The sequence below is a fragment of the Daejeonella oryzae DSM 19973 genome (assembly GCF_000422945.1).
Classification (GTDB): Bacteria; Bacteroidota; Bacteroidia; order Sphingobacteriales; family Sphingobacteriaceae; genus Daejeonella; species Daejeonella oryzae.
The window spans coordinates 31,587-55,597 of sequence record NZ_KE383964.1 but is presented as its reverse complement, the minus strand read 5'-3'; the positions used below and the strand labels follow the sequence as shown (position 1 = coordinate 55,597).

Annotated in this window: 19 protein-coding genes; 11 read left to right on the top strand and 8 right to left on the bottom strand. The window is 39.1% G+C overall.

All coding sequences use genetic code 11. From position 1 onward, the window contains the following. Positions 1-171 precede the first annotated feature (171 nt). The 5 genes from G521_RS17280 to G521_RS0113390 all read left to right on the top strand — a co-directional run bounded on the left by G521_RS17280 (position 172) and on the right by G521_RS0113390 (position 6,229). On the top strand, positions 172-1,560 hold the full coding sequence (locus G521_RS17280) for a TrkH family potassium uptake protein (protein WP_051189757.1): 1,389 nt from the start codon (positions 172-174) through the stop codon (positions 1,558-1,560). Between the two features lie 51 nt (positions 1,561-1,611). Then, positions 1,612-2,286, top strand: a complete 675-nt coding sequence (locus G521_RS0113410; RefSeq protein ID WP_026898980.1) for a potassium channel family protein — start codon at positions 1,612-1,614, stop codon at positions 2,284-2,286. A 216-nt stretch (positions 2,287-2,502) separates the two neighbouring features. Beyond that, complete coding sequence (locus G521_RS0113405; RefSeq protein WP_026898979.1) at positions 2,503-4,056, top strand: SulP family inorganic anion transporter; 1,554 nt, start codon at positions 2,503-2,505, stop codon at positions 4,054-4,056. 195 nt (positions 4,057-4,251) lie between these two features. Continuing rightward, on the top strand, positions 4,252-4,611 hold the full coding sequence (locus G521_RS0113395; RefSeq protein ID WP_026898978.1) for a hypothetical protein: 360 nt from the start codon (positions 4,252-4,254) through the stop codon (positions 4,609-4,611). A gap of 1 nt (position 4,612) precedes the next feature. Next, positions 4,613-6,229, top strand: coding sequence for an FAD-binding protein (locus G521_RS0113390; RefSeq protein WP_026898977.1), 1,617 nt, complete (start codon positions 4,613-4,615; stop codon positions 6,227-6,229). Positions 6,230-6,250: 21 nt separating this feature from the next. Here G521_RS0113390 and G521_RS0113385 read toward each other — a convergent pair whose 3' ends face one another. From G521_RS0113385 to G521_RS0113365, 4 genes are all read right to left on the bottom strand, one after another. After that, positions 6,251-6,715: a YciI family protein gene (locus tag G521_RS0113385; RefSeq protein WP_026898976.1), complete on the bottom strand. Its 465-nt coding sequence runs from the start codon at positions 6,713-6,715 to the stop codon at positions 6,251-6,253. 116 nt (positions 6,716-6,831) lie between these two features. Continuing rightward, the gene (gene ligD / locus G521_RS0113375) at positions 6,832-9,507 is read right to left on the bottom strand and encodes a DNA ligase D (RefSeq protein WP_026898975.1); all 2,676 of its coding nucleotides are present in this window, start codon (positions 9,505-9,507) and stop codon (positions 6,832-6,834) included. Between the two features lie 109 nt (positions 9,508-9,616). Beyond that, positions 9,617-10,297, bottom strand: a complete 681-nt coding sequence (locus G521_RS0113370) for a LytR/AlgR family response regulator transcription factor (RefSeq protein WP_026898974.1) — start codon at positions 10,295-10,297, stop codon at positions 9,617-9,619. A 102-nt stretch (positions 10,298-10,399) separates the two neighbouring features. After that, on the bottom strand, positions 10,400-11,938 hold the full coding sequence (locus G521_RS0113365) for a sensor histidine kinase (RefSeq protein ID WP_026898973.1): 1,539 nt from the start codon (positions 11,936-11,938) through the stop codon (positions 10,400-10,402). Between the two features lie 426 nt (positions 11,939-12,364). Between G521_RS0113365 and G521_RS0113360 the strand changes: the two genes are divergently transcribed. The 6 genes from G521_RS0113360 (at position 12,365) to G521_RS0113335 (ending at position 17,092) form a co-directional block, all read left to right on the top strand. After that, complete coding sequence (locus G521_RS0113360) at positions 12,365-13,174, top strand: MlaE family ABC transporter permease (protein WP_026898972.1); 810 nt, start codon at positions 12,365-12,367, stop codon at positions 13,172-13,174. A gap of 5 nt (positions 13,175-13,179) precedes the next feature. After that, entirely contained in the window at positions 13,180-13,953 is a 774-nt protein-coding gene (locus G521_RS0113355) for an ABC transporter ATP-binding protein (RefSeq protein WP_026898971.1), read from the top strand. 3 nt (positions 13,954-13,956) lie between these two features. After that, positions 13,957-14,934 carry an MlaD family protein gene (locus tag G521_RS0113350; RefSeq protein WP_026898970.1) on the top strand — a complete coding sequence of 326 codons (978 nt, stop codon included), beginning with the start codon at positions 13,957-13,959 and terminating at the stop codon, positions 14,932-14,934. 156 nt (positions 14,935-15,090) lie between these two features. Beyond that, positions 15,091-15,951 carry a glycosyltransferase family 2 protein gene (locus G521_RS0113345; protein ID WP_026898969.1) on the top strand — a complete coding sequence of 287 codons (861 nt, stop codon included), beginning with the start codon at positions 15,091-15,093 and terminating at the stop codon, positions 15,949-15,951. Further along, the gene (xrtY, locus tag G521_RS0113340) at positions 15,941-16,519 is read left to right on the top strand and encodes an exosortase Y (protein ID WP_026898968.1); all 579 of its coding nucleotides are present in this window, start codon (positions 15,941-15,943) and stop codon (positions 16,517-16,519) included. The genes G521_RS0113345 and xrtY overlap by 11 nt, the downstream gene beginning before the upstream one ends. Positions 16,520-16,537: 18 nt before the next feature. Further along, positions 16,538-17,092 carry a WcaF family extracellular polysaccharide biosynthesis acetyltransferase gene (locus tag G521_RS0113335; protein WP_026898967.1) on the top strand — a complete coding sequence of 185 codons (555 nt, stop codon included), beginning with the start codon at positions 16,538-16,540 and terminating at the stop codon, positions 17,090-17,092. A gap of 65 nt (positions 17,093-17,157) precedes the next feature. Here the strand turns inward: G521_RS0113335 and G521_RS17275 are convergent, their stop codons facing one another. From G521_RS17275 to G521_RS0113315, 4 genes are all read right to left on the bottom strand, one after another. Continuing rightward, complete coding sequence (locus G521_RS17275; protein ID WP_051189756.1) at positions 17,158-19,872, bottom strand: hypothetical protein; 2,715 nt, start codon at positions 19,870-19,872, stop codon at positions 17,158-17,160. Positions 19,873-19,943: 71 nt separating this feature from the next. Further along, positions 19,944-20,468 carry a DUF4402 domain-containing protein gene (locus G521_RS17880; protein WP_051189755.1) on the bottom strand — a complete coding sequence of 175 codons (525 nt, stop codon included), beginning with the start codon at positions 20,466-20,468 and terminating at the stop codon, positions 19,944-19,946. Next, on the bottom strand, positions 20,468-23,056 hold the full coding sequence (locus G521_RS0113320; RefSeq protein ID WP_026898966.1) for a T9SS type A sorting domain-containing protein: 2,589 nt from the start codon (positions 23,054-23,056) through the stop codon (positions 20,468-20,470). Before G521_RS0113320 ends, G521_RS17880 begins: the two co-directional genes overlap by 1 nt. A gap of 34 nt (positions 23,057-23,090) precedes the next feature. Then, a complete protein-coding gene (locus tag G521_RS0113315; RefSeq protein WP_051189754.1) occupies positions 23,091-23,930 on the bottom strand; it encodes a fimbrial biogenesis chaperone in 840 nt (279 codons plus the stop codon). Positions 23,931-24,011 lie beyond the last annotated feature (81 nt).

The window sequence follows — 24,011 nt, the reverse complement described above, 5'->3', positions numbered from 1 at the left end:
AATATGACTGCAATCTTCATTCATAAAAATTAAATGCATTACAGATAATAAGACCTTATTTTAAAACAACGATTGAAAGAATCAGCAATTCTAAATCTGCCCCAGTTGGCGTAAAGTTCATTCTTTTGCTATGTTTGTGGCTTTCCAAAGAAATATCCTCAGGTAAACTGCATGATCACCAAATACTATATTAATCCTACCTATCTCTTTGTGCTTAGTTTTCTGTTACTTATAAGTATCGGGACAGGATTTTTGTTACTGCCTTACGCATCAAGCGGCGGTACAATAGCGTTTTCTGATGCGGTTTTTATGTCAACCAGTGCAGTTTGCATAACAGGATTAGCAGTATTTGACATCAGTAAACAATTAAGTTTATTCGGGCATTACGTAATTTTAATTCTTATCCAGCTGGGTGGTTTGGGAATAATGACCTTTACCGGTTTCTTTGGATACTTTTTAACCGGACGATCGTCTTTCAAAAATCAGATCATGTTTTCTGAACTGATGAGTGAGAAGAACATGAGTAACGTACTTCGCTCACTGATTAAGATAGTCCTGCTGACTTTCTTCTTTGAGCTTATGGGAGCTATTTTAATATATGCCAGCACCTCGCCACAACAATTCAGCACTAACGGTGAACATGTATTCTTTTCTGTATTTCATTCAATTTCGGCTTTTTGCAATGCCGGGTTTTCTACCCTTTCAGCCGGATTATATGATCAAAGTACCCGCTTTAATTATCCATTACAATTAATAATTGCTGCCCTTTTTATTCTTGGTGGAATGGGATTTGCCATTATTTTAAATGTGCAGGTTTTCCTAAAAAGATGGGCGGTTCTGCTTTATAATCGGGTGCGGCATGGTAAAGCCATCAAATACAAAGCCTGGGTTATGACCTTTAATTCTAAACTGATTTTTTATACCACCTTAATATTATTGGTGTTTGGGTTTGTTTCCTATTTCTTTTTAGAATATAATAATACCCTGGCAGAACACCCTACTTTATACGGGAAAATGGTTACCGCATTTTTTGCCGGTTCAACTCCGCGGACCGCAGGTTTTAACACTGTAGACATGACGGCTATGTCGTTTCCTGCAATTATGATCGTCATGTTATTGATGTGGATTGGCGCCTCACCAGGTTCTACAGGAGGAGGAATTCGAACTTCTACCATCGCGGTAGCCACGCTTAACATAATTAATACCGGCAGAAATCAGCAGAATATAAATATTTATAAGCGTGAAATCTCAGACGAATCGGTCAGAAAATCGTTTGCAATCATTTCTCTGTCTTTAATATGGCTGGGGATATCTATTTTCCTTTTATCCTTAACCGACGGGGATAAAGGTCTGATTGCCCTGGCTTTTGAAAGTTTTTCGGCATACAGTACCGTGGGATTAAGTATAGGAATCACTCCATCTCTCAGCACAGCAGGAAAGTATATACTTGCAAGTACAATGTTTCTTGGAAGAGTCGGAACATTAACTTTGCTGATCGCACTAATCAAAAATATTCATCCCCGACCCTATCAATATCCGGAGGAACATGTGTTATTTTAACAGGAAAACTATTTTAACAAGTATTAAGACAGCAGTTTAACAAGATTAAGGATGAAATTTATAGTATTTGGTTTAGGTCATTTTGGTGAAGCTCTGGCAGTGCGCCTTACAGAAATGGGTCATGAAGTGATTGGCGTTGACAACAGCATGAAGAAAGTGGAACAGCTGAAAGATGGAATTACGCATACTATTTGCATGAATTCTACAGACAGAGATGCAGTGAGTTCCTTACCATTAAAGGATGTTGATGCAGTGATTGTTGCCATTGGCGAGGATGAATCAGCCTCTTTGTTAACCACCGCTTTGCTAAAACAGCTGAATGTTAAACGGATTATTGGCCGTGTGGTATCTGACCTGCAAAAAACGGTTCTGGATGCGATGGCTATACAGGAATACGTGCTTCCTGAAGAAGAATCTGCCGAGCGGCTGGCAATGCGGCTGGACCTTGAAGAAGTAGTTGATTCCTTTAAGATCAGTGAAAAATATAGTATTGTTGAAGCCAAAGTTCCAAAAAGATATATTGGCAAAACTGTGGAAAAAGCCGATTTCATAAATTCTTACAAGGTGTTGGTTTTAACCCTGATTAAGGAAAATATGATAGATGGAAATAAAAATCTCTCTAAAGAAGCCTCCGGTATTGCCACTGCCCAAACTGTTTTGGAAGAGAATGACATTCTGGTATTATTTGGTGAACTTATAAATATCCGGAGTTTGATTAAAGATTAAACTTAGTTGATTTTGCATCGATCCTGAAATCCAGTACTAATTTCACAATACAAGTAAATTGTGAAAGCTATTTTTGGAATTTGTACTATCCTGTTTTAATAGATCTGCTTGATTGCAAAATATCAGGCATCATGAAAACTGGTTGTCTAATTTGAATCTTTTTTTTGCAGTTATCCAGAATTCTCAGCTATTCTTAATCCAATACCGCGATATTATATGAAAAAGTCATGGTTTAATCTGTTCGATTTCACTCAAAAAGTTAATTACAAAACTGAAATTCTTGCAGGAATAACCGTTGCCATGACGATGATGCCCGAATCTTTATCATTTGCAATTCTGGCCGGTTTTCCTCCCCTGATGGGTTTATATGCTGCCTTTATTATGGGTTTGGTTACCTCTATTTTTGGAGGGCGGCCCGGTTTGATTTCCGGAGGCGCCGGCGCAACCGTTGTGGTTTTAATTGCCTTGATGAATTCAAATGGTATTGAATACGTTTTAGCCGCGGTCGCCCTGGCGGGTGTTTTACAAATCCTGACCGGATTATTCAGATTGGGAAAGTTTATCCGCCTGGTTCCGCAGTCTGTTATGTATGGATTTGTTAACGGTCTGGCTGTGATCATTTTCATGTCACAGCTGGGGCAGTTTAAAACGGTTGTAAATGGGCAAACGATCTGGATGAGAGGTGAAGCTTTATGGATTATGGCCGGACTTACTGCGTTAACAATTGCTATAATTACATTTGTTCCCCGCTTAACAAAAGCTATTCCTGCTTCTTTAATAGCAATAATTGTCATTTTCCTGATTGTATTAGGATTTAATATCGACACCAGGCTTGTCCGGGACATTGCATCTGTCAGCGGGGGCTTCCCTCCTTTTCATGTTCCGCAAATTCCGTTTAACCTGGATACCCTTAAAATTATCTTTCCATATTCTCTGATCATGGCGGGCGTAGGTTTAACCGAAGGTTTACTAACCCTCAATCTGGTAGATGAGATTACCGGAACCCGGGGAAACGGAAACCGGGAAAGTATTGCTCAGGGCAGTGCGAATATTTTAAATGGTTTATTTTCCGGAATGGGCGGCTGCCCGATGATTGCCCAAACATTAGTTAACCTTTCTGCGGGAGCCAGAGCCCGCCTATCGGGAATAATTGCCTCGCTGACTATTCTCTTAATTATATTGTATGGCGCACCTGTAATAGAACTGGTTCCCATGGCAGCTTTAACCGGAGTAATGATTATGGTTGCAATCGGCACATTTGAGTGGGTAAGTTTTAAAATCATCAATAAAATGCCCCTTCCGGATATTTTTGTTGGAATTTTGGTAGCGATAATTACCGTTTACTTACATAATCTGGCCCTGGCCGTACTTATTGGAGTGATTATTTCTGCACTGGTTTTTGCCTGGGAAAGTTCAAAACGAATCCGGGCAAAAAAATATCTGGATGAGAGCGGCGTAAAGCATTACGAAATCTACGGACCACTATTTTTCGGTTCAGTTGCTGCTTTTAATGAAAAATTTGATCTGGCCAGCGACCCCAAAGAAATTATAATCGATTTCAAAGACAGCCGGGTTGCCGACATGTCCGGGATTGAAGCACTGAATAAACTAACTGAGAAATATCGCCAGGCAGGCAAAAAACTACATTTAAGGCACCTGAGTGAAGATTGCCGCAGATTACTTAAAAACGCAGATCAGATAATTGATGTGAATATTATAGAAGATCCGGCCTATCATGTTGCCATAGAGAAAATGGACAGGAAGGCCTAGATTATGAGATACAGTATGTGCTGATATTGTACGGTAATTCCTTGCAGTTCGCTTTTATTTTCAATAAATTTATAAGGCTTCAGGAAATAGTATTTCTGATACGAGCCCATTAAAATGAAGGTTTAGCAGGTTATAAATCACGTAGACTTTCTAATATGGCGAGTATATTTCTTAACAAACCTGCTGCTCCATGCGATGAATATAAAAAAGCCAACTCGCCCAAGGCTGCTTCTTTTGTCCCTGTTAGCTGCACTCTTTTTAGTTCTTCAGTCCTGTTATTCAGTTCGCCTTGTCAATACCAGAGGTGTTCCTGAGCCTGATCCTTTAAATAATTCATCAGGATTTTACCGTGGTAAAAAAGTAATAGAAATTGACACGACCATATCCCTTAAACTGCTTCAAAGTGAATTTACCCTCCTGGAAAAATGCAATGAGGGTGGATTTCATTCACTTGAATACCGGGTTACATTTGGCGGGGTTTTGCTTAGCGGAATTACTTTTGGCAAAAAGCGGATAGTAAAAATAAAATACGTTTGTTTAAAGGAATCAAACTAAAATGGCACATACCAGTATTCATCCAATTGGTACATGGGATACATTTCATAACAATGGTCCCTTTCCTACTAAAACGCTTTATAAAACCACATTGGAGGAAAAAGGTAATATGCCTTCCGATATTGAGCGCTATAACGATGCTTCGGTAGAAATCAGGAGATTACTGAAAGATGCGCTGGATCATGGCGAAGGTTTCAGGGCCTACGGTTCCGCCTGGTCTATGTCGCACATTGCCCATCACAAAGACCGCATGCATTACAATGGGGAAATGAATATAAAAATTCCTGTTTCCGCTGAAATGCTTGAACAGAATACCAGCTTTAAAAATCAGAACCTTTATTTATTTGAATGCGGAAATACGATTAAGGAAATTTCTGAATTCGTATTCAGACGGGGGCAGTCTCTGAAGGCAAGCGGTGCGAGTAACGGACAGACCATCGGCGGTTCAATTTCAACGGGTATACATGGTTCGGCCCTAGATTTCGGATCCGTTCAGGATTTTGTTGTAGGGATAAACCTGATTACCGGCCCTGCCGAAAGTGATATTGTTTACCTGGAACGTCATACACAGCCGGCATTAAATAAAACATTTACAGACAGTATCGGGGCCAGAGTGATCAGAAATGATGGATTGTTTAATGCGGCGCTTGTAGGATTAGGTGCTTTCGGATTTGTGCATTCGGTGCTTATTGAAACCGAAGATCGCTTTTTGCTCAACCGGTATGTACGAAAAATCAGTAAGGAGGAGGCTATACAACTTGCCGAAACACTCAATTTTAAAGATTCAAATTTCAGGATATCAACAGAAGTGGATGCTGAGGGAAAAGGAAACCGGCCGTTCCATTACAAAGTATTTATAAACCCTTATAATAATGATTCCGACTATGTGGTAGAAGTAATGTATAAAAAACCCTACCGGGAAGTTTATGAGGATCCTTTTCCCAGAATAAAAACAGCCTTGTATAAAGATCTGATCATTTTATTTGGAAAGATAGCCGAGCGTTATAAAAACAGTATTCCTAAACTTATTAAGCTTTTGGAAAAAGACGTATTACCCAAACCGGATGATGATGTTACCGGCACATTGGCCGAAATTTTCTGGGATGCTCCGCACCAGGGACCTGCATTTGCGTGTTCAGTAGGTATTGACCACCGGGATTCCGGTAAAGCGCTTCAATTATTAGTGAAACTTGCCAGAGAAGAAGGCCCTATTCCGGGGATATATGCTATGCGCTTTGTAAAAGCCTCAAAAGCTACTCTGGCATTTACCCGGTTCCCGGTTACCTGCATGCTGGAAATAGACGGCGTTTTATGGAAAGGAAATAAAAACATGCTTAGCCTGGAGCAGTTTTCTGAAAGGATGATTGATGTATTAAAATCCAATAATATTCCATTTACCCTGCATTGGGGTAAAAATGCAGCATGGTCATATCCTGGACTTATTCAGCATATGTATGGAACTGATGCTGTAAAATGGAAAGAATACAGAAGCGCTTTACTTTCCAGGCAAACGGCCTCTCTTTTCTCAAATACATTTCTGGAAGATATTCAGCTATCAGAATATGTAGCTGATACTCCGCCGGGGCTAATTGATTCTATCGAAAACATTCCTGTTTAGATCTGCAATTTCGCCCCTCTTTTAAAATTTCGTTTTTTCGATTTTTTCGTGAAATTCCAAATATGCCGGTAATGCGGCCGAACCATACCATTCGTATATTTCTGAACTGAATATATTTGCCTTTATAGCCGGATCGGTTTGCAGCAAATCTTCAATTTCGTTTTTAGTTTTCACAGCAAAAATAAATAATCCCCTATACTGCTTATCATTTTCCCCCATGGGTCCGGCAACTATCAGCTTACCCTCTTTTGCCAGGCGTGTAATATTATCCATATGCCCTTTGAAAAGAGTTTTTAAGGTTTCCTTATCCTGAGTTTTATTTGAGCCTGTTTTCAGGATGACGAAATAATATTTTTTCATACCATATTCATCAGCTCCCAGGCTGTCGGCAAGAGCCTTATTGTATTTTGGATTTTGAGTTTGCGACTTCGCAGTGAATAAAGAAGCAGCTGAAATAAAAAAGAATACCAGAAGTTTTTTCATCATGACAGGTTTTTTTTAATGCTAAATATATAAACATTTAAATATCCGCCGGAGGCGAGGTTTTGTAAAACATCCATCACTAAGACCATCATTCATGTAAGCCAAATTTACATCAGCAATTAAAATATGCTTTGTGCTTTTTCCAGTGTTTTTTCGAGATTTATCCCTTTACCCAACACTCCTTTAAACAAATCACCTTCTGTTTTCAGACGATCTATGCAATTATTAATCGTGAAGTCCTTCATTTTTAAGCCCGGTTTAACTTCATCCCAATGAAGCGGCATTGAAACGGTTGCTCCCGGTTTTGGACGCAAAGAATACGGACATGCGATAGTAGCACCGGGACGATTTTGCAGAAAGTCGAGATACATTTTTCCATTGCGTTTTGCCACCATACGTTCTAAACTTGTAAAAGCCGGTAGTTGCTTTTGCACAATACTCACAATAATTTTAGCAAACATTTGCGACTGATCATAGGTGTATTGAGCATCCAGCGGGATATAGATATGAATTCCGGTAGAACCGGAAGTTTTACAAAAAGAAGGAACATTTATGGTGTCCAAAACTGTTTTAACTTGCTGTGCAGCTTCTATTACCTGGTTAAATGTCTGCTTATCAGGATCGAGGTCTATCACACAATAATCCGGGTTATCCGGTGAAGTTATTCTGCTGAACCAGGGATTCATTTCTATACAACCCAAAGAGGCCATCCACAATAAAGCCGCCTCATCTGTTCCGACAAGATATTCCTTTTTTTCGCCCTCGCCATTAGTATACGGAAATGTTTTAACCCATTCGGGAGCTTTTCCTTTTACATCTTTCTGATAAAAACTGGGACCATGTATGCCGTTAGGGAAACGATTAAGAGATAGAGGACGGTCTTTAAGATAAGGAAGAATATATTCGGCTACCTGATAATAGTAATTAAACATATCCCTTTTGGTAATGCCGTCTTCGGGCCAGTAGATTTTGCTCAGATTGGTAAACTTGAGATCATGCCCGCAAATTTTTCTTACCTGAGTTTCATCTTTAGGATTTAGAAATGTTTTCCTGCTATTATTTTTCGGGGGTTTTACAGCCCCGGAATGAACAGATTCACTTTCCTCTTCAACCAATTCATTAGTATGAACGGGCGTTTCCCTAATCACATCTTTTGCATTTTTATCCTCCCGCATGCCCTGGAAAGACGGATGGCGAAACACGCCGTCATCTGTAACTTCAGTAAAACTTACTTCGCATACCAGACTGGGCTTTAACCAGGTAGCTTTGGCGTTAAGGGGATTGGGCCTGAACCGCGAAGGTTTATTATAATCCGGTTCGGCAGCAAAAGGGCTTTTATCACTAATTAAAGGTTTAAAAGCCGCCATCATTTCCTTTTGAAGGCTGACAGAAAAACCGGTTCCAACTTTGCCGGTATACTGCAGCTTTCCGTTTTCATATACACCCAGCAGCAAAGAGCTGAAAGGCCTTGAGGTATCCTGATTTCGGGTAAATCCTCCAATAACCACTTCCTGACGCTTGCTTACTTTAATTTTGAGCCATTCCCTGGAACGTAGATTGGGAGAATATGTACTTTGTGCTTTTTTGGCAATTATCCCTTCCAATCCCATCCGTTCTGCGGCATTAAAAAAATCAATACCGCTGGCACTGAAAACTTTGCTGAGCCTGATTCGATCATCATCCTGAGGAAGTATTTTTTTGAGAATTGCCTGCCGCTGCAAAAGCGGCAGATCCATCAGATTTTTACCTTCATACCAAAGCAAATCAAATACATAGAAAACCAGTTCTCCGTCGGCTTCACTCCTCCAGTTTTGCAAATGCCCGAAATTGGAAATTCCCTGTTCGTTCAGCACCAGAATTTCTCCGTCCAAAACCGCATTTATTTTCCATTTTTTTAAAATCTCATAAACCGGATAAAATTTCTCAGCAAAATTTTTGTTGTTTCTGGATACAAGTTCTACTTCACCCTCATTTATGAATGCTAATGAACGGTAGCCGTCCCATTTAACTTCGTATACCCAGTCTGAATCATCAAATGGTTTATCCACCAGGGTAGCCAGCATGGGTTTCATCCCGGAAGGAATTTTTGATTTTTTCGCCTGTTTCAGATAGCGCTCCACATTTCCTCCGTCCTCTTCATCAGCATCAACAGAAACTGCTTCTTTGGTTTTAGCCGGTTTTTTTATTTTTTGTTCCTGATTGCTGCTCCAAACTTTATCAGCAGTTTGTTCAACAGTTTCAAGGGTTTTGCCTGAAAGAACAGATTTATCGTTTTTAGTAATATCCTCCGGAGAGGCAAACTCATCTTTATGTTTGATTAAAAGCCAGCCATTTTCTCCCATACCGTTTGTGCGAACGAGGGCGAATTCTCCCTGAAGTTTTTTTCCGTGAAGATGAATTTTGAGCGAGCCTTCTTTTAATTGTTGGAGCAAATGCTTTTCCTGCGCTTTTTTGGTTTTTAATTTTTCCAGGGGCTCATAAGTTCCTTCATCCCAAACAATCACGGTACCACCGCCATATTCTCCTTTGGGAATAATTCCTTCAAAACTGCGGTAATCAAATGGATGATCTTCTACCATCATTGCCAAACGCTTTGTTTTAGGGTCGGTAGACGGGCCTTTTGGAACTGCCCAGCTTTTTAGCACGCCGTCCATCTCCAGCCGGAAATCATAATGCAGGCGGGAGGCGGCATGCTTTTGTATAACAAACACGAGTTTACCGGCTTTACTCTTTCCGGCTTTAGGTTCAGAAGTTTTCGTAAAATCCCGCTTCCGGGCGTATTTTTCCAGGCTCATCAGATCTGATAATTTGTTTGGCTATTAAACTTAAACAGCAGATGAAGGAGAAAAGTTTATTGCAGGAATTTGCAGGTAGAAAGTAGAGGAATAAAAAAAAAACTCCCGGTTACCTGCTCCCCAGAACGGACAGGTTCTGAACGTATGCATCACCAACGGGAATTTTCAAACCCATGATGGTTAATTGATGGCGCTCAATTTTGTCTATTTTATTTGCTGAAGCGATGTATGACCGATGAACCCGAATAAATTTCCCGGAAGGAAGGAGATTGATTACTTCATTAAAGGTAATGCGTGAAAGAATACTTTTTCCCTCCAGAACGAAAGTAACATAATTGCCGGCTGCCTCAAGATAGCGGATATCCTCAAAGCAGACTTTTACTTGTTCATAGCCATTTTTCACAAACAGAAAATTCCGGGCATCGCCCGTATTTCTAAAGTTATAAAGTTCAAAAGCTTTATTGCAGCTTTTTATAAAACGAGCCAGAGAGAATGGCTTAAGCAGGTAATCTACTGCGTCAAGTTCAAAGCTGGTTACGGCATGCTCGGTGTAGGCAGTGGTAAAAATCGCCAAAGGCTTTTTACTTAAGCTGTTTAGAAAATCAATGCCCGAAATGTCGGGCATTTTAATATCCAAAAAAATCAGGTCCACGGGCTCATTCTGCAAATATTCCATTGCTTTAAAAGCATCCGTAAAAACAGCATCCAGTTTTAGAAAAGGCACTTTTGAAGCATGCGACTTTACAATTTCTAAAGCAATGGGTTCATCATCTATAGCTATGGCTCTCATTTATTTCTAATATTCCCTCAATGACCGAAGATTTTCAGGAAGCTAATTTACTTCCTTTACGGACAATGGACCTGTTAAATCAGATTTATTAACCAACTCCATTCAGTTTAATTGAAGAGTTAAATGGACAAAAAACTCGCTACCGGTTTCCCTGATCATTAATTCATGCTTTTTAGGATATAGCAATTGCAGCCGCTGTTTTATATTATTCAGGCCAATTCCACTTTTATTTTTTTCTGGGTCATTATCCGGCTTGAGATGAATGCTGTTCTGGACATCAAAAAATAAGGTATCCCCTTTTGTCTGAAGTGTGATCCGGATATGGGAAGGCTCCCTTAGGCTGATGCCATGCTTAAAAGCATTTTCAACAAAAGGGATCAGCATCATTGGTGAGATTTGCAAATTGGAAACCTGTTCTTCAATGATGGATTCTATTTGAATATTCGAAGATATATCGGTTCGGAGTTTTTGTAGTCCGATATAATTATTAAGATATTCAACTTCACGGGCTAAGGATATTTTTTCCTGGATATTTTCCTGAAGCATAAAACGCATCATTTCTCCTAATTTTTGAATGCCCTCCCCGGTCCGATCGGCATTTTCATGAAGAGCCGTTCCGTACAGGGTATTGAGTGCATTAAACAAAAAATGCGGATTTATTTGAGATCGCAGAAAGTCCAGGTTCGCATTTGAATGTCCCAATGCCGTCTGAAGTGTAAATACTTCCTGATTGCCTGCGATTCTGCGCTTATAAATTACCCATCCCACAGGAGCGGTAATTAACAACTGGAAGCCGGCGTTAAAAAGATTAACTACGGCTACCTCACCGCTATGATTAAACATAATTAAAGAGAGGAGGGAAACCGGCAGTACCGATAACAGTACGACCAAAAATATCTTCCCCAAATAATTTCGGAACGGATTTTTCTTTTCAAGCGCACGGGGTATAAAAACATGAAATGAATACCAGTATAAACCAATTGCAAACGGAAAAACAACTGCCCAAACGGCAATAATTTCATCGGCTGCATTTCCAATCAGTAACAGGAAAACACTGATCATCCATAGCACAAATGCAATTAAACCTTCGCGGGTTACAATTTCATATTTAGCCTGTATCAGTTCAGAGTTCATTAGCAGATATTGAGCTGCATATTTAATTACCGTATAAAAGCCAAACATCAGCATCAGCCAGCATGAATAGGCAAATGACTGCTGAAAAATATAATTATAGCCTGCCTGATCGCTCTTTAATTCGGCAAGCAGATAGGTTTTTAAATATGTGTCGGCCACGCCCAGCGTTAAGCCTATTGCAAAAAATAAAAGAATGCTTAGTAAAATATTAGTGAGGAGCGACTGCCTTTTTATAAAAGCCGGAATAATAAGAAAATTTAAAAGTAAAAAACTACCGTAGAATGTGGTATATCTTACAATTTGAGGGAAAAAATAATTGCTGTAAAAAGAGTATTCAGATCTGTTCTCTTCAAATCCATATTTAAATGGTGTAGGTATGCCATCAATATTAATATTGCTTTGTGTGCCCTTGGCTACCAGGAAAAAAACAGCGAATACATACATTGTAGTTGCTGCCCAAAATTCTATTCTGTTTAAATTTAGAGGCTTTTTTGTTAAATCGTTCATATTTAATTTACGTTACTTCTTCGACAGCTTTAAAACTTTATTATTGAACTGACCTGACAAGTATAGACTGCCTAAAGCCAAAGAATAAATAAATGTGCTGAATCACCCTAAAAATGTGATGAATGCCGGTTTTAATCAGTTTATAAAATCCTGAATGTCATCTCATCTGTTCTAAACAATATTCTGTTAAAGTCGAAAATCCAGATTTGAATTTTAAATATATCCATAGCCAGCAAATAAAATTTGCGGACTGTATTTGATTCACTTAGACCAAATAACCGTCAATTATAGGTTTTCTGTAATAATATCAAATGAAACCAGAAATCTGGCAGACTTTAAAATTTGATATTATCTTTGCAAAAAATTAAATGCACGAAAATTGCATGGGAGGTTCAGCGATTAACATCGTCAATATCAACAAAATTAATGGAGAATAAAGCTGACACTTCAACCGTGTTAAAAAAAGAGGCAAAAAATCCGGGAAAACTGACCAGGATGTTTTTAACTCTGTACGATGTATTTCAATTTATAGTTCGATTTTTCAGGGAAGGATTTCTGCCGCCCTATGAAGGAAAAGAATTATTGCGTCAATGTTATGATATTGGCTACCGCTCTTTACTTCTCATATCCACTACCGGATTTATTACCGGAATGGTTTTCACCAAGCAGTCCAGACCATCGCTTGCCGAATTTGGGGCTACTTCCTGGCTGCCTTCTTTAGTTGCCATTGCGTTGCTCAGAACACTGGCTCCCCTGTTAACCGCCTTAATTGCTGCCGGAAAAGTGGGTTCGAGTATTGGGGCAGAATTAGGTTCTATGAGAGTAACCGAACAGATTGATGCGATGGAGGTTTCGGCCACCAACCCGTTTAAATTTTTAGTTACAACCCGTGTTCTGGCTTCAACTATCACCATTCCAATTCTTACTTTTTATACGGCCATGATTGGCATGCTTGGCGCATTGCTTAATGTTTCTTTAAGTGAGGGGACCAGTCCGACAGCCTTTTTTCAGACTGCTCTGGAATCCATTACCTTTTTGGATATAACTGCTTCTACAATAAAAGCTATTCTTTTTGGCTTTACAATTGGTATTGTGGGTTGTTACCAGGGATACAATTCTTCTAAAGGAACAGAGGGCGTAGGTAAAGCGGCGAATTCATCGGTGGTTATCGGCATGTTCCTGATCTTCATAGAGGAAGTGGTATCTGTACAATTCTTTGGCTTATTCAGGACCTAATCTATATGAAACAAAAAAAACTTACGGATAGCGGCCTTGAAAAAGTAATTGAAATTAAAGGATTATATAAATCTTTTGGAAGTTTTGATGTATTAAAGGGAGTTGAACTGGACTTATTTAAGGGCGAAAATCTGGTCGTTCTGGGCAAATCCGGAACCGGTAAATCTGTACTCATCAAAATAATCTCGGGATTATTAACTCCCGACGCAGGCGAAGTATTGGTACTGAATAAGTATGTGGAGCGCATCAGCTACCGCGAATTACTGGAACTGAGATTAAAAGTTGGATTTTCTTTCCAAAACAGTGCTTTATACGACAGTATGACTGTGGCTGAAAATCTGAAATTTCCATTGGTGCGTAACCAGCGGAATTTAAGCAAGGGCGAAGTGAACAGAGCTGTTGAGGAAGTTTTGGATTCGGTAGGTTTATTGCAAACCATTAATCAAATGCCTTCCGAATTATCCGGCGGACAAAGAAAAAGGATCGGCATTGCCCGCACCCTGATCTTACAGCCGGAAATCATGCTTTATGATGAACCCACCGCCGGACTCGATCCAATTACCTGCCTCGAAATCAATAACCTGATAAACGAAGTTCAGGAGCGTTTTCATACAAGTTCTATTATTATAACCCACGATTTGACGTGTGCAAAAGCTGTCGGCAATCGGGTTACCATTTTGTTAGACGGAAAATTTGAACGCCAGGGAACTTTTGATGAAGTTTTTATTACAGAAGATGAACGGGTTAAACCTTTTTACGATTATAATTTTATTCAATAAACAATGCAGGTAACAGACAATCGCCGTAAAATTACGGTTGGAATATTCATTTTTCTTGGCCTTGTGATTTTCATCATCGGGATATTTACCCTTGGAAGTCAAAAAAAAGTATTTGTAAAAAGTTTTAGCATCAATGTGGTGTTTGACGATATTCAGGGAATAAAAACAGGAAATAACGTCTGGTTCTCAGGAGTCAAGATCGGGACCATTAAGAAAATTCAGTTTTACGGAACTTCGCAGGTACAAGTATTCATGAACATTGAAGAAGAAGCTCATCAATATATTCATAAAGATGCGATGGCCAGCATTGGTTCTGACGGTTTGATCGGAAATAAAATTATCGTAATTACAGGAGGAACGCCTAAATTTCCATTTGTTGAAGATGGAGACAGATTGCGTGTTAACACCACCCTTTCTACAGATGAAATCATGAAAACTTTACAGGTTAACAATAAAAACCTGCTCGATATCACTTCAGATTTTAAAGTTCTTTCCAGAAATCTGGTTGACGGAAAAGGTGCCGCAGGCGCTTTACTTGCCGATGAACAAATTGCCCAGAACTTTAGAACTATTGTTTTGAATCTTAAAAACACTACCGCTGCAGCCAATAAAATGGCTTTAGAATTGGATGCTTTTACCCGTACGTTAAATACAAAAGGCGGACTAGCAGATAATCTACTGACTGATACCGCGGTTTTTGCAAAACTTCAAACTTCTGTTAACGAACTTCAGAAAACCACTAAATCCGCTGCTGCGCTTACAGAAAACTTAAATGAAGCATCTTCCAAATTAAATCAGTCGGATAATGCCGCAGGCTTATTATTAAACGACCAGAAAACTGCAGAACAGGTTAAAATGATTATGAAAAACCTGGAAGGCAGCAGTAAAAAACTGGATGAAAATATGGAAGCGCTGCAGAGTAATTTTCTCTTAAGAGGATTTTTCAAAAAGAAAGCAAAAGAAGAAGCAAATCAGCAATAAGGTAGCCGGATTTTGACCCTATACCTTAAACAGCCTAATTAAAAAAAAGCTGCAGATTATCGACAGTTTTAAACTCTGTTTCTGCAAAAAATTCCCATTTGCAAACTCAGGTATTCCATTATCTTTGGCACTTTATAATGTCCCAGATTTAGAAGAATGCCTGATTTCTCTTTCATTATTTTAACTTTTAATGAGGAATTACACATTCCCAGATTACTTGAATCTATAAAAAGTTTAGGTGCTCCAACATTTGTACTTGATTCGGGCAGCACCGATTCAACGCTGCAAATATGCCGGAATTACGGCGTAAGTGTTGAAACCAATCCCTTTGAAAATCATCCCAGGCAATGGGATAAAGCATTGAAAACTTTCCCTGTTCAAACTCCATGGATTATTGGACTGGATGCCGACCATATTGTAAGCCCAGAATTACTTCAACAGCTTTCCCAATTCAGAGATGCAGATTTTACCGATGTGAGCGGAATCTATTTCAACCGAAAAAATTTTTTCAAAGGAAAATGGATCCGGCATGGCGGATATTATCCGAGATATCTTTTAAAAATGTTCAGGTTCGGGACCGGCTATTCTGATCTCAACGAAAATATGGATCACCGGTTTATCGTATCCGGAAAATCTATCATCTGGAAACAGGGGCATCTCATTGAAGAAAACCTCAAAGAAAACCGCATAAGTTTTTGGATCAGCAAGCATAATCATTACAGCGATTTGCTGGCAAACGAAGAAATTGAACGGATGAACAAACTTCGTTTTCAAACCATAAAGCCTAATTTTTGGGGAAGTCCCGATGAGCGGATCGCTTCACTGAAGAATTTATGGTGGAAGCTTCCGCTTTTTCTGCGTCCTTTTTTATATTTTACATACCGGATGATTTTTCAATTGGGAATTCTGGATGGAAGAACCGGTATCCTGTTTCATTTTTTACAGGGATTTTGGTTCCGTATAATTGTTGACGTTAAAATTTCAGAGATTTTAAAAGAAAAAAAGAATGAGCAATAGTGCCGGCCTTAAAAAATTATGGGATAATCCATCTTTCCGATTTGTATTTCTGTTCACTGTTTTTTTTGTGTTGTTCTATTACTTCAATATTTTTTTTATGGGCATTACAGCTCCCGGAAATTATTACAGCCCTTTTCTGGATGAGCATCTAAATTACATCAGGGCTTTAAGAACTTTTCTGATCTGGGCTTCAGCCCTTATATTAAAGAGCCTGAATTATACCATTTATACATCCGAATATACTTTGCATGCATACGGAATTGGAGGCATTAATGTGGTATATTCCTGCCTGGGATTTGGAGTGATGAGCTTTTTTACCGCATTTATAATTGCATGGCCGGGCAAATCCTTTCAAAACAAAATTATTTTTTTAATTGGCGGCATAATCGGAATTCAGGTATTAAATATTGCCCGGTTTATTTTGATAACTCTTTTCTGGAGAAGCTCATCATTGCCATTTAAACTGGACCACCATACTTTGTTTAACTGGGTATTGTATATCATTTTGCTGGGAAGCATTTTTATATGGACCAATACATATCAGAATCAGCGTAAAAGCCTTAATTAAAATATCCAGCCGACTAACGTGAACAAAACTCAACTTAAAAAACGTTTCGATAAAAAAGATTTTGATGCCGGAGCTTCTTCTCTCAAAATTTTTATCTGGTATTTTATAAGTACTCTTTTTTTCCGTTCGGGGCTTATTCCATTCAGCGTAATTCTGGTCATGATATTACGCTTATTCGGAGCAAAAATTGGTCGTGATGTACGAATCAAACCTTTCGTAAATATAAAATATCCCTGGAAACTAAGTATTGATGATCATACCTGGATTGGGGAAAACTGCTGTATAGAAAACCTGGCCCGGGTAAGTTTAGAAAAAAATGTGTGTCTTTCGCAGGGATGCATGATATTAACCGGCAATCACGATTACAAATCACCCTACTTTGACCTTATCACCCGTGAAGTTTATATTGAAGAAGGTGCATGGATAGGTGCAAAATCAGTAGTTTGCCCGGGGATAAGAGTTTTTTCGCATGCAATTCTTACAGTAGGCTCCATAGCCACTCAAAACCTGGAGGCTTATACAATTTATCAGGGAAACCCCGCGGTTAAAGTTCGTATCAGAACTATTGAATAAAAGTAAATCGGTGTAAAATTTCCTGATGTGCCTTACAGATATGTAGCTGATGATCTATTTCGGTTTTATTTTTTTGCCGGGGATTTTGCAGGAATAATATTGCCTTTTGGATAGAGCTTTTTCGCAGGGCTAATTCCTGATTTTGCTTTAACAGGTTTTTTCCTGAAGGTTTTTTGAACTTTTTTGCGGGGAACAATTACAGGCTTTTTAGCCACTTTAAGTGTTGGTTTTGCTTGAATATCTATAGAGCCTTGAAGAGTGAAATCTATCGCATCTTCTACATCACCCTCCCGTGTATTTATAATTTCAAAACTGATTTTTTCCGGAGCAGCCGTCATATTTAATTTATGAAGCTGAGCGCTATCCAATGCGGCTGTATATTTCCCGGAAGACAAGCCCAGATAATTGAAATAGCCGTCAGATTCTGTGAGCGTGCGGGCTACCATTACGCCTTTGGCATTATAAATACAAACCAGAATCCTTCCAAGTCCTTTTGTACTTTCCTTGTCTGTAATGAATACAGTACCGCTCACTTCACCAATAACCGATACCGGAATTTCAACCAGTTTTAACTGGTTTGGATTAATCGCGACCTTCAGTATCTTTTTCTCCAGATTCCATGAAATATTATCGAGGCTGTTTGGGTCCAATTCAAGCAAATAACTTACATAAGGTTCCAGATCAAACACCCGCAAAGTGGTATCCTTAACGCTGCTTTCAATCCGGCCGCCATTTAAGCGAATTTTCAGACCACTCACTTTAGGTTCAGATTCATCACGTATTCCGTTTCTGTTCAAATCCAGAAAAGAACTAATAATCATTCCTCCTCTACCCACGCTGCTTCGATTATTTACTCCCAGGAAACTGGACTTTTGATTATACATTAAACTTCCGCGGGCTGACTGAAGCAAGGACGTGCCGGTGTTTCCTTTCCGGGTTACAAAAGCAGTCTGTGCAAAAGAAAAATCATACCTGAAACCCAAACTCAGGTTATTGAAGCGGCTTTGAAAATTTTCCTCGTAATTTAAATTCAAAAATCCATGTTTCATCACCAGTTTTTCCAGACCAACCCTCATGGAAATAAGATCATTTTTCTGATACCAATATTGAGCTGAAGGAGTGAATATAAATCCCGCGGGTAATTTTACTGACATGGAAATATTGCTGTAAACATATGGTGTAAAAAAATCATTCAGTAAAGCATACGTGTTGATGGTTGTACTTACCCCTTTTATCACGCCAGACACCAGCCACTCGGCAGTTGAGAATTTACTTCCCGGCAAAAGGATCTGATTGAATGACATGCGGGAAAAGAAAGATATGCCTGCTGCCTTTAAAGGCATGGAAAGCATTACTTTACGTTCTTCCAGAAAATTATGATTTATGGCCTGCTGCCCTTTTTTATAAAGGTTATAATTCAGCTCTAACTGCATATTAGCAGGAAGCCTGTAGGTAAGAATATTTTTAAACCTTATCCCATGGTCATACTGACTGCTTACTAATAAGTTTGAAGAAAGCCTTAAAGACGTGCTGATGAAGGGAATATTCTTAGTGTTTGCCAGAGATGAAAGATATTCCATTCCTCCGCCCAAAGTTATCCGTTTACTGAGGCCATAGTTCATTGCTAATCGAGAATATTTGGTATTCAGACCATCTTCTACAATACCTGCACTAATGCTGTATTCAAACTCTTTTTCAGGGAGGAAATTAAAAGGAATACTGATGTTTTGCTGACTGAACCGTTCTTCACCGAAAGGGCCGTAAAAGCGAAGTTTAACTTCAGAATTTCCATAAACCAGCGGAACTTCGAAAGCGTAAAAGCCGGAAGGATCGGCTTTTTTATAATCCACCAACACATTATTTACATAGAGCTCAACCATCCAGCCCGGTTCAGTTCTGTTGCTCAGGTTATAAGTACCGAATGATCTGCGGTAAGTTGTAGGTGTGTTGCTGAGCTGAAACCCTACAATGGGTGCAAAAATCGAAGAAGTAGATTGTGAAAAAATCTTGCCAACTGAAGTTTGTTTCAAAAACTTATTTTCATTATCCGCATAACGCCAGAGGTAGTATTGTTGTCTTTCTTCAAAAGGTTCTCTGCTTGAGTAATTAAGTGAAATATTGGTCTCTCCGCCAGCTATAATTGCGCCCAGATTTAAATTCAAACGGGTATCCTGTCCGGTTAAAGTTTCAGTAGCATTGGTCACCGACCAATCTGCCATCCCAAGATGAAATGCAGGATGATCGCGGTTAATCAGCGAGTCCGCTTTTAACTCTCCTTTCAGTGAGCGTACGTTTTGCCGCATTGACTCCTGGCGGAGTTCACGAATAAGGGGTAATTCGAGTTTCGTATTTAAATCAACTGATAAATTTCTGAAATTAAAAGTGCAATTGAGTCCAAATATTTTACCGAAAACACCCGACTTTAAATACAGATTATCCTGTACACGAATTATATCATCCTTTGACAAGGGAAATATCTTTTCCTGGTATTCAATCAAATTATGAAGATTATCAATCAGGTAATTGGCCTGCTGATCTATAAAAAAACCGGATATGGTTTCATTATCTGAGTTTGATGTATTCCTGATCTTTAAAAAATTGAAAATATCGGTTACCGAGAGGTACACCGCCTGGCCTTTTATGAGGGCTGGAAGTTCGGTTCCGCCAATTCCCTGCACATTCAGAAATACAGATATTTCATCAAAAGGCAACTCTCCATCTTCATCATCGGCAATTGCATCATGAGGATTTATAAGAACAAGTATGGCAACAGCAAGCAACAGGTTTTTACAAAAAGCAGTATATCTGTACTTAATCCACTGTGAGATATGTGAGACAAGTAATTTGATGGCTATTCCTGTATAAATGTAACTGAGAACGTTCCACTATAAGCACCGGGAGGATTTGCCACCGGATTTCCAACGGTTAAAATCGCACCGATTCTTACCTGATGACTGGAAGGAAAATTAAGTGTTGAAATAAAAGTACTGCCTGTGCTGGCTTCGCCTATTTTCATAGTCATTGAGCCTCCGTTACTTCCGGTTAAGGTGATGTCCGGGCCGTTCAAAATATGAATTAAGGTTCCCGGAAGAGCCTGCACTTCAAATATCGCGGGCGAAAACAGGTAGCCCAGATTGGCCAGAATTACGTCACCGCTTACAGACCTGGAACCATTGGCATATACAATTACGCTGCCGCCGGAAATGCCCTGGTAAAAAGCCCCGAAATTTAACCCATTTAACGGATTAACCACCACAGACAAGGGCCGCGGCGGTTTTTGCTGGGCCATTGCGTCTTTGCGAAAACTTGCAAGCGCAAGAAAAACCGTTATGAAAATAACAGCCGACTTAAATGATATGTGGTTAATAAGTATCATTAATTGACGACTATCTTTTTATAGAACATTCCCTTTTCTGTATAGGAATTGACAATATATATTCCCGGCCCTAATTCAATCTTAAGTTCATGGTTTGCAAAACCCATAAAATCCTGGCGGTTTAAAACCTGGCCTTTCATATTGCTGATCATGATTTGGCCTTTCGTGCTTTCGGCTATTCCGGATAACTGATAAATTAATTTACCATTAGAGTAATACGCATTTAGAGAATTAAGCGAATGGGATTGTAAGCTAAGATCTTTCAAACTGAATAAAACTGAAAATCGGTTTTCAAATTTTCCGGCATTAAGCTGTAAGCTATATTTCTGATCCCGGCGTAAATTATGAAGCTTATTATTTTGAGCATCTCTCAAGTAAATGTTCCAGCCGGCAGGAATACTGCTTAGGTTTGATGCCACGAAATCAACCTGTCCGCTCTCTTCAGTTTTTAATCCCAGAGGAACTGTGATCAAAGAATCATACGTCCGCGGAAGCGCATTGATTGAAAGATTAAATTCATCTGAAGAAATGGAATATAAATTAGGAACTTTCCTGTCCGTATTCATCAGTTTAAGCGCATCCGTTTGCCTGTCAAATTTGCTACTTGATTCATCTTCAAAATAGATCACGGTAGGATCTGAAATAAAATCATTATTAGAATAAGCTGCCTGCAAACGCAGCATTATTTTGCTCTCGGTTAAATCAGATTGATTAAAATTTTCTGCTAAACTGCTGAGTATCTCTCCTTTTCCCTTAAGGATTTTGGCGGAGGCATTACTTGTAATCCGGGCCGAATTATTTATTGTAAGACTTCCGGAAACAGGAAAAACCCCGTTCGAAACGTGTACGAAAAAACCCTGCATTGCCGGAATAATATTGCTGCTGATACCTCCATCACTGGAAACACCGTTGACATAGCTGCTATATAATCCGTCGTACTGATCGGTACTGCCTGCCTTAAAAAAATACAGGGCATTATCAATATTCGTTTTTATCCATCCGGAGGCATTATTCCAATTTACCGGAGAAGGATAGGGATTTCCTACCAGATTAAATCCCTGCGTAAAAGTATGGTCGTGATTGAACAGTGTGCGAGAAACGGTTGCGTTATTTACTACACCGCTTATGCTGAATGTTTTTGGAGTAGCGGACGTTCCAAAGTTAAACGCATAGCCCTGCATGGGATTTAATATCCCAGCGGGATTTGTATAATTAATCCAGCCTGCAGTAAGCATATTTTCATTGTTGGCATATACAGATGGAAAAGTAGCTGCCAGGTTCAGATCATCAGCTAATTCATTAACGGTGGCTCCCTGGAAAGGAGAGCTTAGATATTTATATCCAAACCCGGATGTTAAATATCCCTGAATGGTAACGTTTCCTAAAATCTGACCCGCTCCGCTCCCATCAATCACGGCACTTTGCGTGGAATTAGAAACAAGTGTCAGAAAGCCATTGCTGTTAAAATTACCGCTAGTCACTTTCAGTATTCCGGTCAGGTTTATTGTGCCGCCCATTGTGGTACCTGTTGAATTATTAATTACCAGATCTTTGATCTGATTGCTGGTAAATAAACCTGCAGCAATAATTCTGGGAACAGATCCTCCTAATTCAACAGCGCCATTAATTGCATTAAATGTCCCGCTATTGCTGATGGTTCCTGCGATTTTTAAATTCCCTCCAGAAATTATTATTGAAGCTCCCGACTCAATAGTCAGGTTATTAGCGTAACCAATTCCAGAATTCAAAACGGGGTATCTGGCCAGGCCCGAAGGGATTATTACATTTGTGGCCGGAACCGGAATAACTCCGCATTGCCAGTTTGCCGAATTTAAATAGTCAGTACTTAAAGCCCCTGTCCATCTCCCGGCAAAATTAACAGTAATATTAATAACATTAGACACCTGACTGGCACATGGTCCGGAACTAACTATCCGGCGAAAATAAGTGGTTTGACTTAACATTGGCGGAGCGTAGGTAGAGGTTGTCGCTCCCGGTATATTCAAGAAGTTAACATTATCAAGCGAGGATTGCCATTGATATAAGTAAGTACCATTACCTCCTGTTGGGCTTAGGGTACTGGTTAAAGCAGCAGGAACAGCATTAAAGCACACTACCTGATTAGATCCTATTGATCCCGGGGTTAAAACCGCGTTTATAATGAATGATAACGAGGCGCCATTTCCTCCGCTCCCATTAAAAGTTGGGCTTGTAGAACCTATTGAAATTTTATAACCATTACCTGTAAGAGCTGTAGCAGGAATCAGAAAAGTGCGTGTTAAACCAGTTGTTGGCTGATTATTTTTTGTTTCATAGGCCCAATTTAGCTGGAAAGTGGACATTGCTGAAAAATTTGTTCCCGTACTATTGCTTAAATAAATAGTGTAATTTGAAGAATTTGAATATCTATTGTTAACATTGCCATTTCTGGCGGTAAAAGTTACAGTAACTTCAGAGCCTGCACAAACAGGAGTAACAGCAACATTAGTTACAGTAATACTCTGAGACCGACTTTCTAATCCAGCAAATAAGAGTATCCCAAAAAGAATAAATTTTAAAGAGAAATACTTTATATCTATTACTGACATTTTTAGATCATCTAAAACAATCTGAAATGTTGTTTTAATTTAACTGAAATACGCTTTTAGTTATTAATTCTGATTTTGCATCAGATTGAGTAGTATATATTACTTCCAGCTTTCCTTCGCTGAAATTCACTTTGTTTTTCTCCAGATTGAGTATAAATTTTCTTTTCAAATTAGGAGTATATACCGATACTCCTTTTGCAGTGCCCACCTGAGTTGATATGCCTTTGGGAGAAATATGATTTACAGTTAAATCACCGTATACCGACATATTCCCCGTACGGTTAAACTGCAATTTTAGTTGAGGAATATTACCTTCCAGCAACTGATATGATAAATTAGTAATATTCACTTTGGCCGTTGATTCACCGGAGCGGATGATTATAGGAATACTGATCCCGAAAATCGGAATTAACTTTACAGAGATCGTTTTTGAAGTATCTTTTTTAATTTCTCCCAATGGCTTTTCATCCGGCACCGCTCTGAAATATAAATGTGAACGGTATTCTCCGGGTTGCAACAAATTGGTGCGGGTTAACTGAACTTTTACTACCTGCGCTTCATTGGGGCCCAAAACCACCGAACGCGGAAAAATCCGCAAATATTTATCAGCAAAGTTTTGCAGTGAATCCGGCTGGGTAATTTCCTCGAAATTTCCATCTTCTTTCATCCGGTACTGGAGGAAAGTAATATTGTACTTTGCTGAATCACTTCCGGTATTTGCCAGGTTAAGTTGTACTATTCTCTGAGAGCCCTCAAAAACAACTCTTTTAGGATTAATCAATAAATTTCCCTGGGCCATTAAGCCTAAAGAAGTAAAAACGAAACAGAAAAAGCTAAATAGGAACCGGATGATAAATTTAAAGGAGGCAGACACTTTGTTTTTATTAAAATATATAATGGAGTATAATCAGGGTTATAATTCACCTTGATGTTTCAAAAAAAAAGCTGCCTAAGC

Coding starts and splice junctions, on each gene's coding strand:
- G521_RS17280 (WP_051189757.1), top strand. CDS start 172: ATGATCACCAAATACTATATTAATCCTACCTATCTCTTTGTGCTTAGT.
- G521_RS0113410 (WP_026898980.1), top strand. CDS start 1,612: ATGAAATTTATAGTATTTGGTTTAGGTCATTTTGGTGAAGCTCTGGCA.
- G521_RS0113405 (WP_026898979.1), top strand. CDS start 2,503: ATGAAAAAGTCATGGTTTAATCTGTTCGATTTCACTCAAAAAGTTAAT.
- G521_RS0113395 (WP_026898978.1), top strand. CDS start 4,252: ATGAATATAAAAAAGCCAACTCGCCCAAGGCTGCTTCTTTTGTCCCTG.
- G521_RS0113390 (WP_026898977.1), top strand. CDS start 4,613: ATGGCACATACCAGTATTCATCCAATTGGTACATGGGATACATTTCAT.
- G521_RS0113385 (WP_026898976.1), bottom strand. CDS start 6,715: ATGATGAAAAAACTTCTGGTATTCTTTTTTATTTCAGCTGCTTCTTTA.
- ligD (WP_026898975.1), bottom strand. CDS start 9,507: ATGAGCCTGGAAAAATACGCCCGGAAGCGGGATTTTACGAAAACTTCT.
- G521_RS0113370 (WP_026898974.1), bottom strand. CDS start 10,297: ATGAGAGCCATAGCTATAGATGATGAACCCATTGCTTTAGAAATTGTA.
- G521_RS0113365 (WP_026898973.1), bottom strand. CDS start 11,938: ATGAACGATTTAACAAAAAAGCCTCTAAATTTAAACAGAATAGAATTT.
- G521_RS0113360 (WP_026898972.1), top strand. CDS start 12,365: ATGGAGAATAAAGCTGACACTTCAACCGTGTTAAAAAAAGAGGCAAAA.
- G521_RS0113355 (WP_026898971.1), top strand. CDS start 13,180: ATGAAACAAAAAAAACTTACGGATAGCGGCCTTGAAAAAGTAATTGAA.
- G521_RS0113350 (WP_026898970.1), top strand. CDS start 13,957: ATGCAGGTAACAGACAATCGCCGTAAAATTACGGTTGGAATATTCATT.
- G521_RS0113345 (WP_026898969.1), top strand. CDS start 15,091: ATGCCTGATTTCTCTTTCATTATTTTAACTTTTAATGAGGAATTACAC.
- xrtY (WP_026898968.1), top strand. CDS start 15,941: ATGAGCAATAGTGCCGGCCTTAAAAAATTATGGGATAATCCATCTTTC.
- G521_RS17880 (WP_051189755.1), bottom strand. CDS start 20,468: ATGATACTTATTAACCACATATCATTTAAGTCGGCTGTTATTTTCATA.
- G521_RS0113320 (WP_026898966.1), bottom strand. CDS start 23,056: ATGTCAGTAATAGATATAAAGTATTTCTCTTTAAAATTTATTCTTTTT.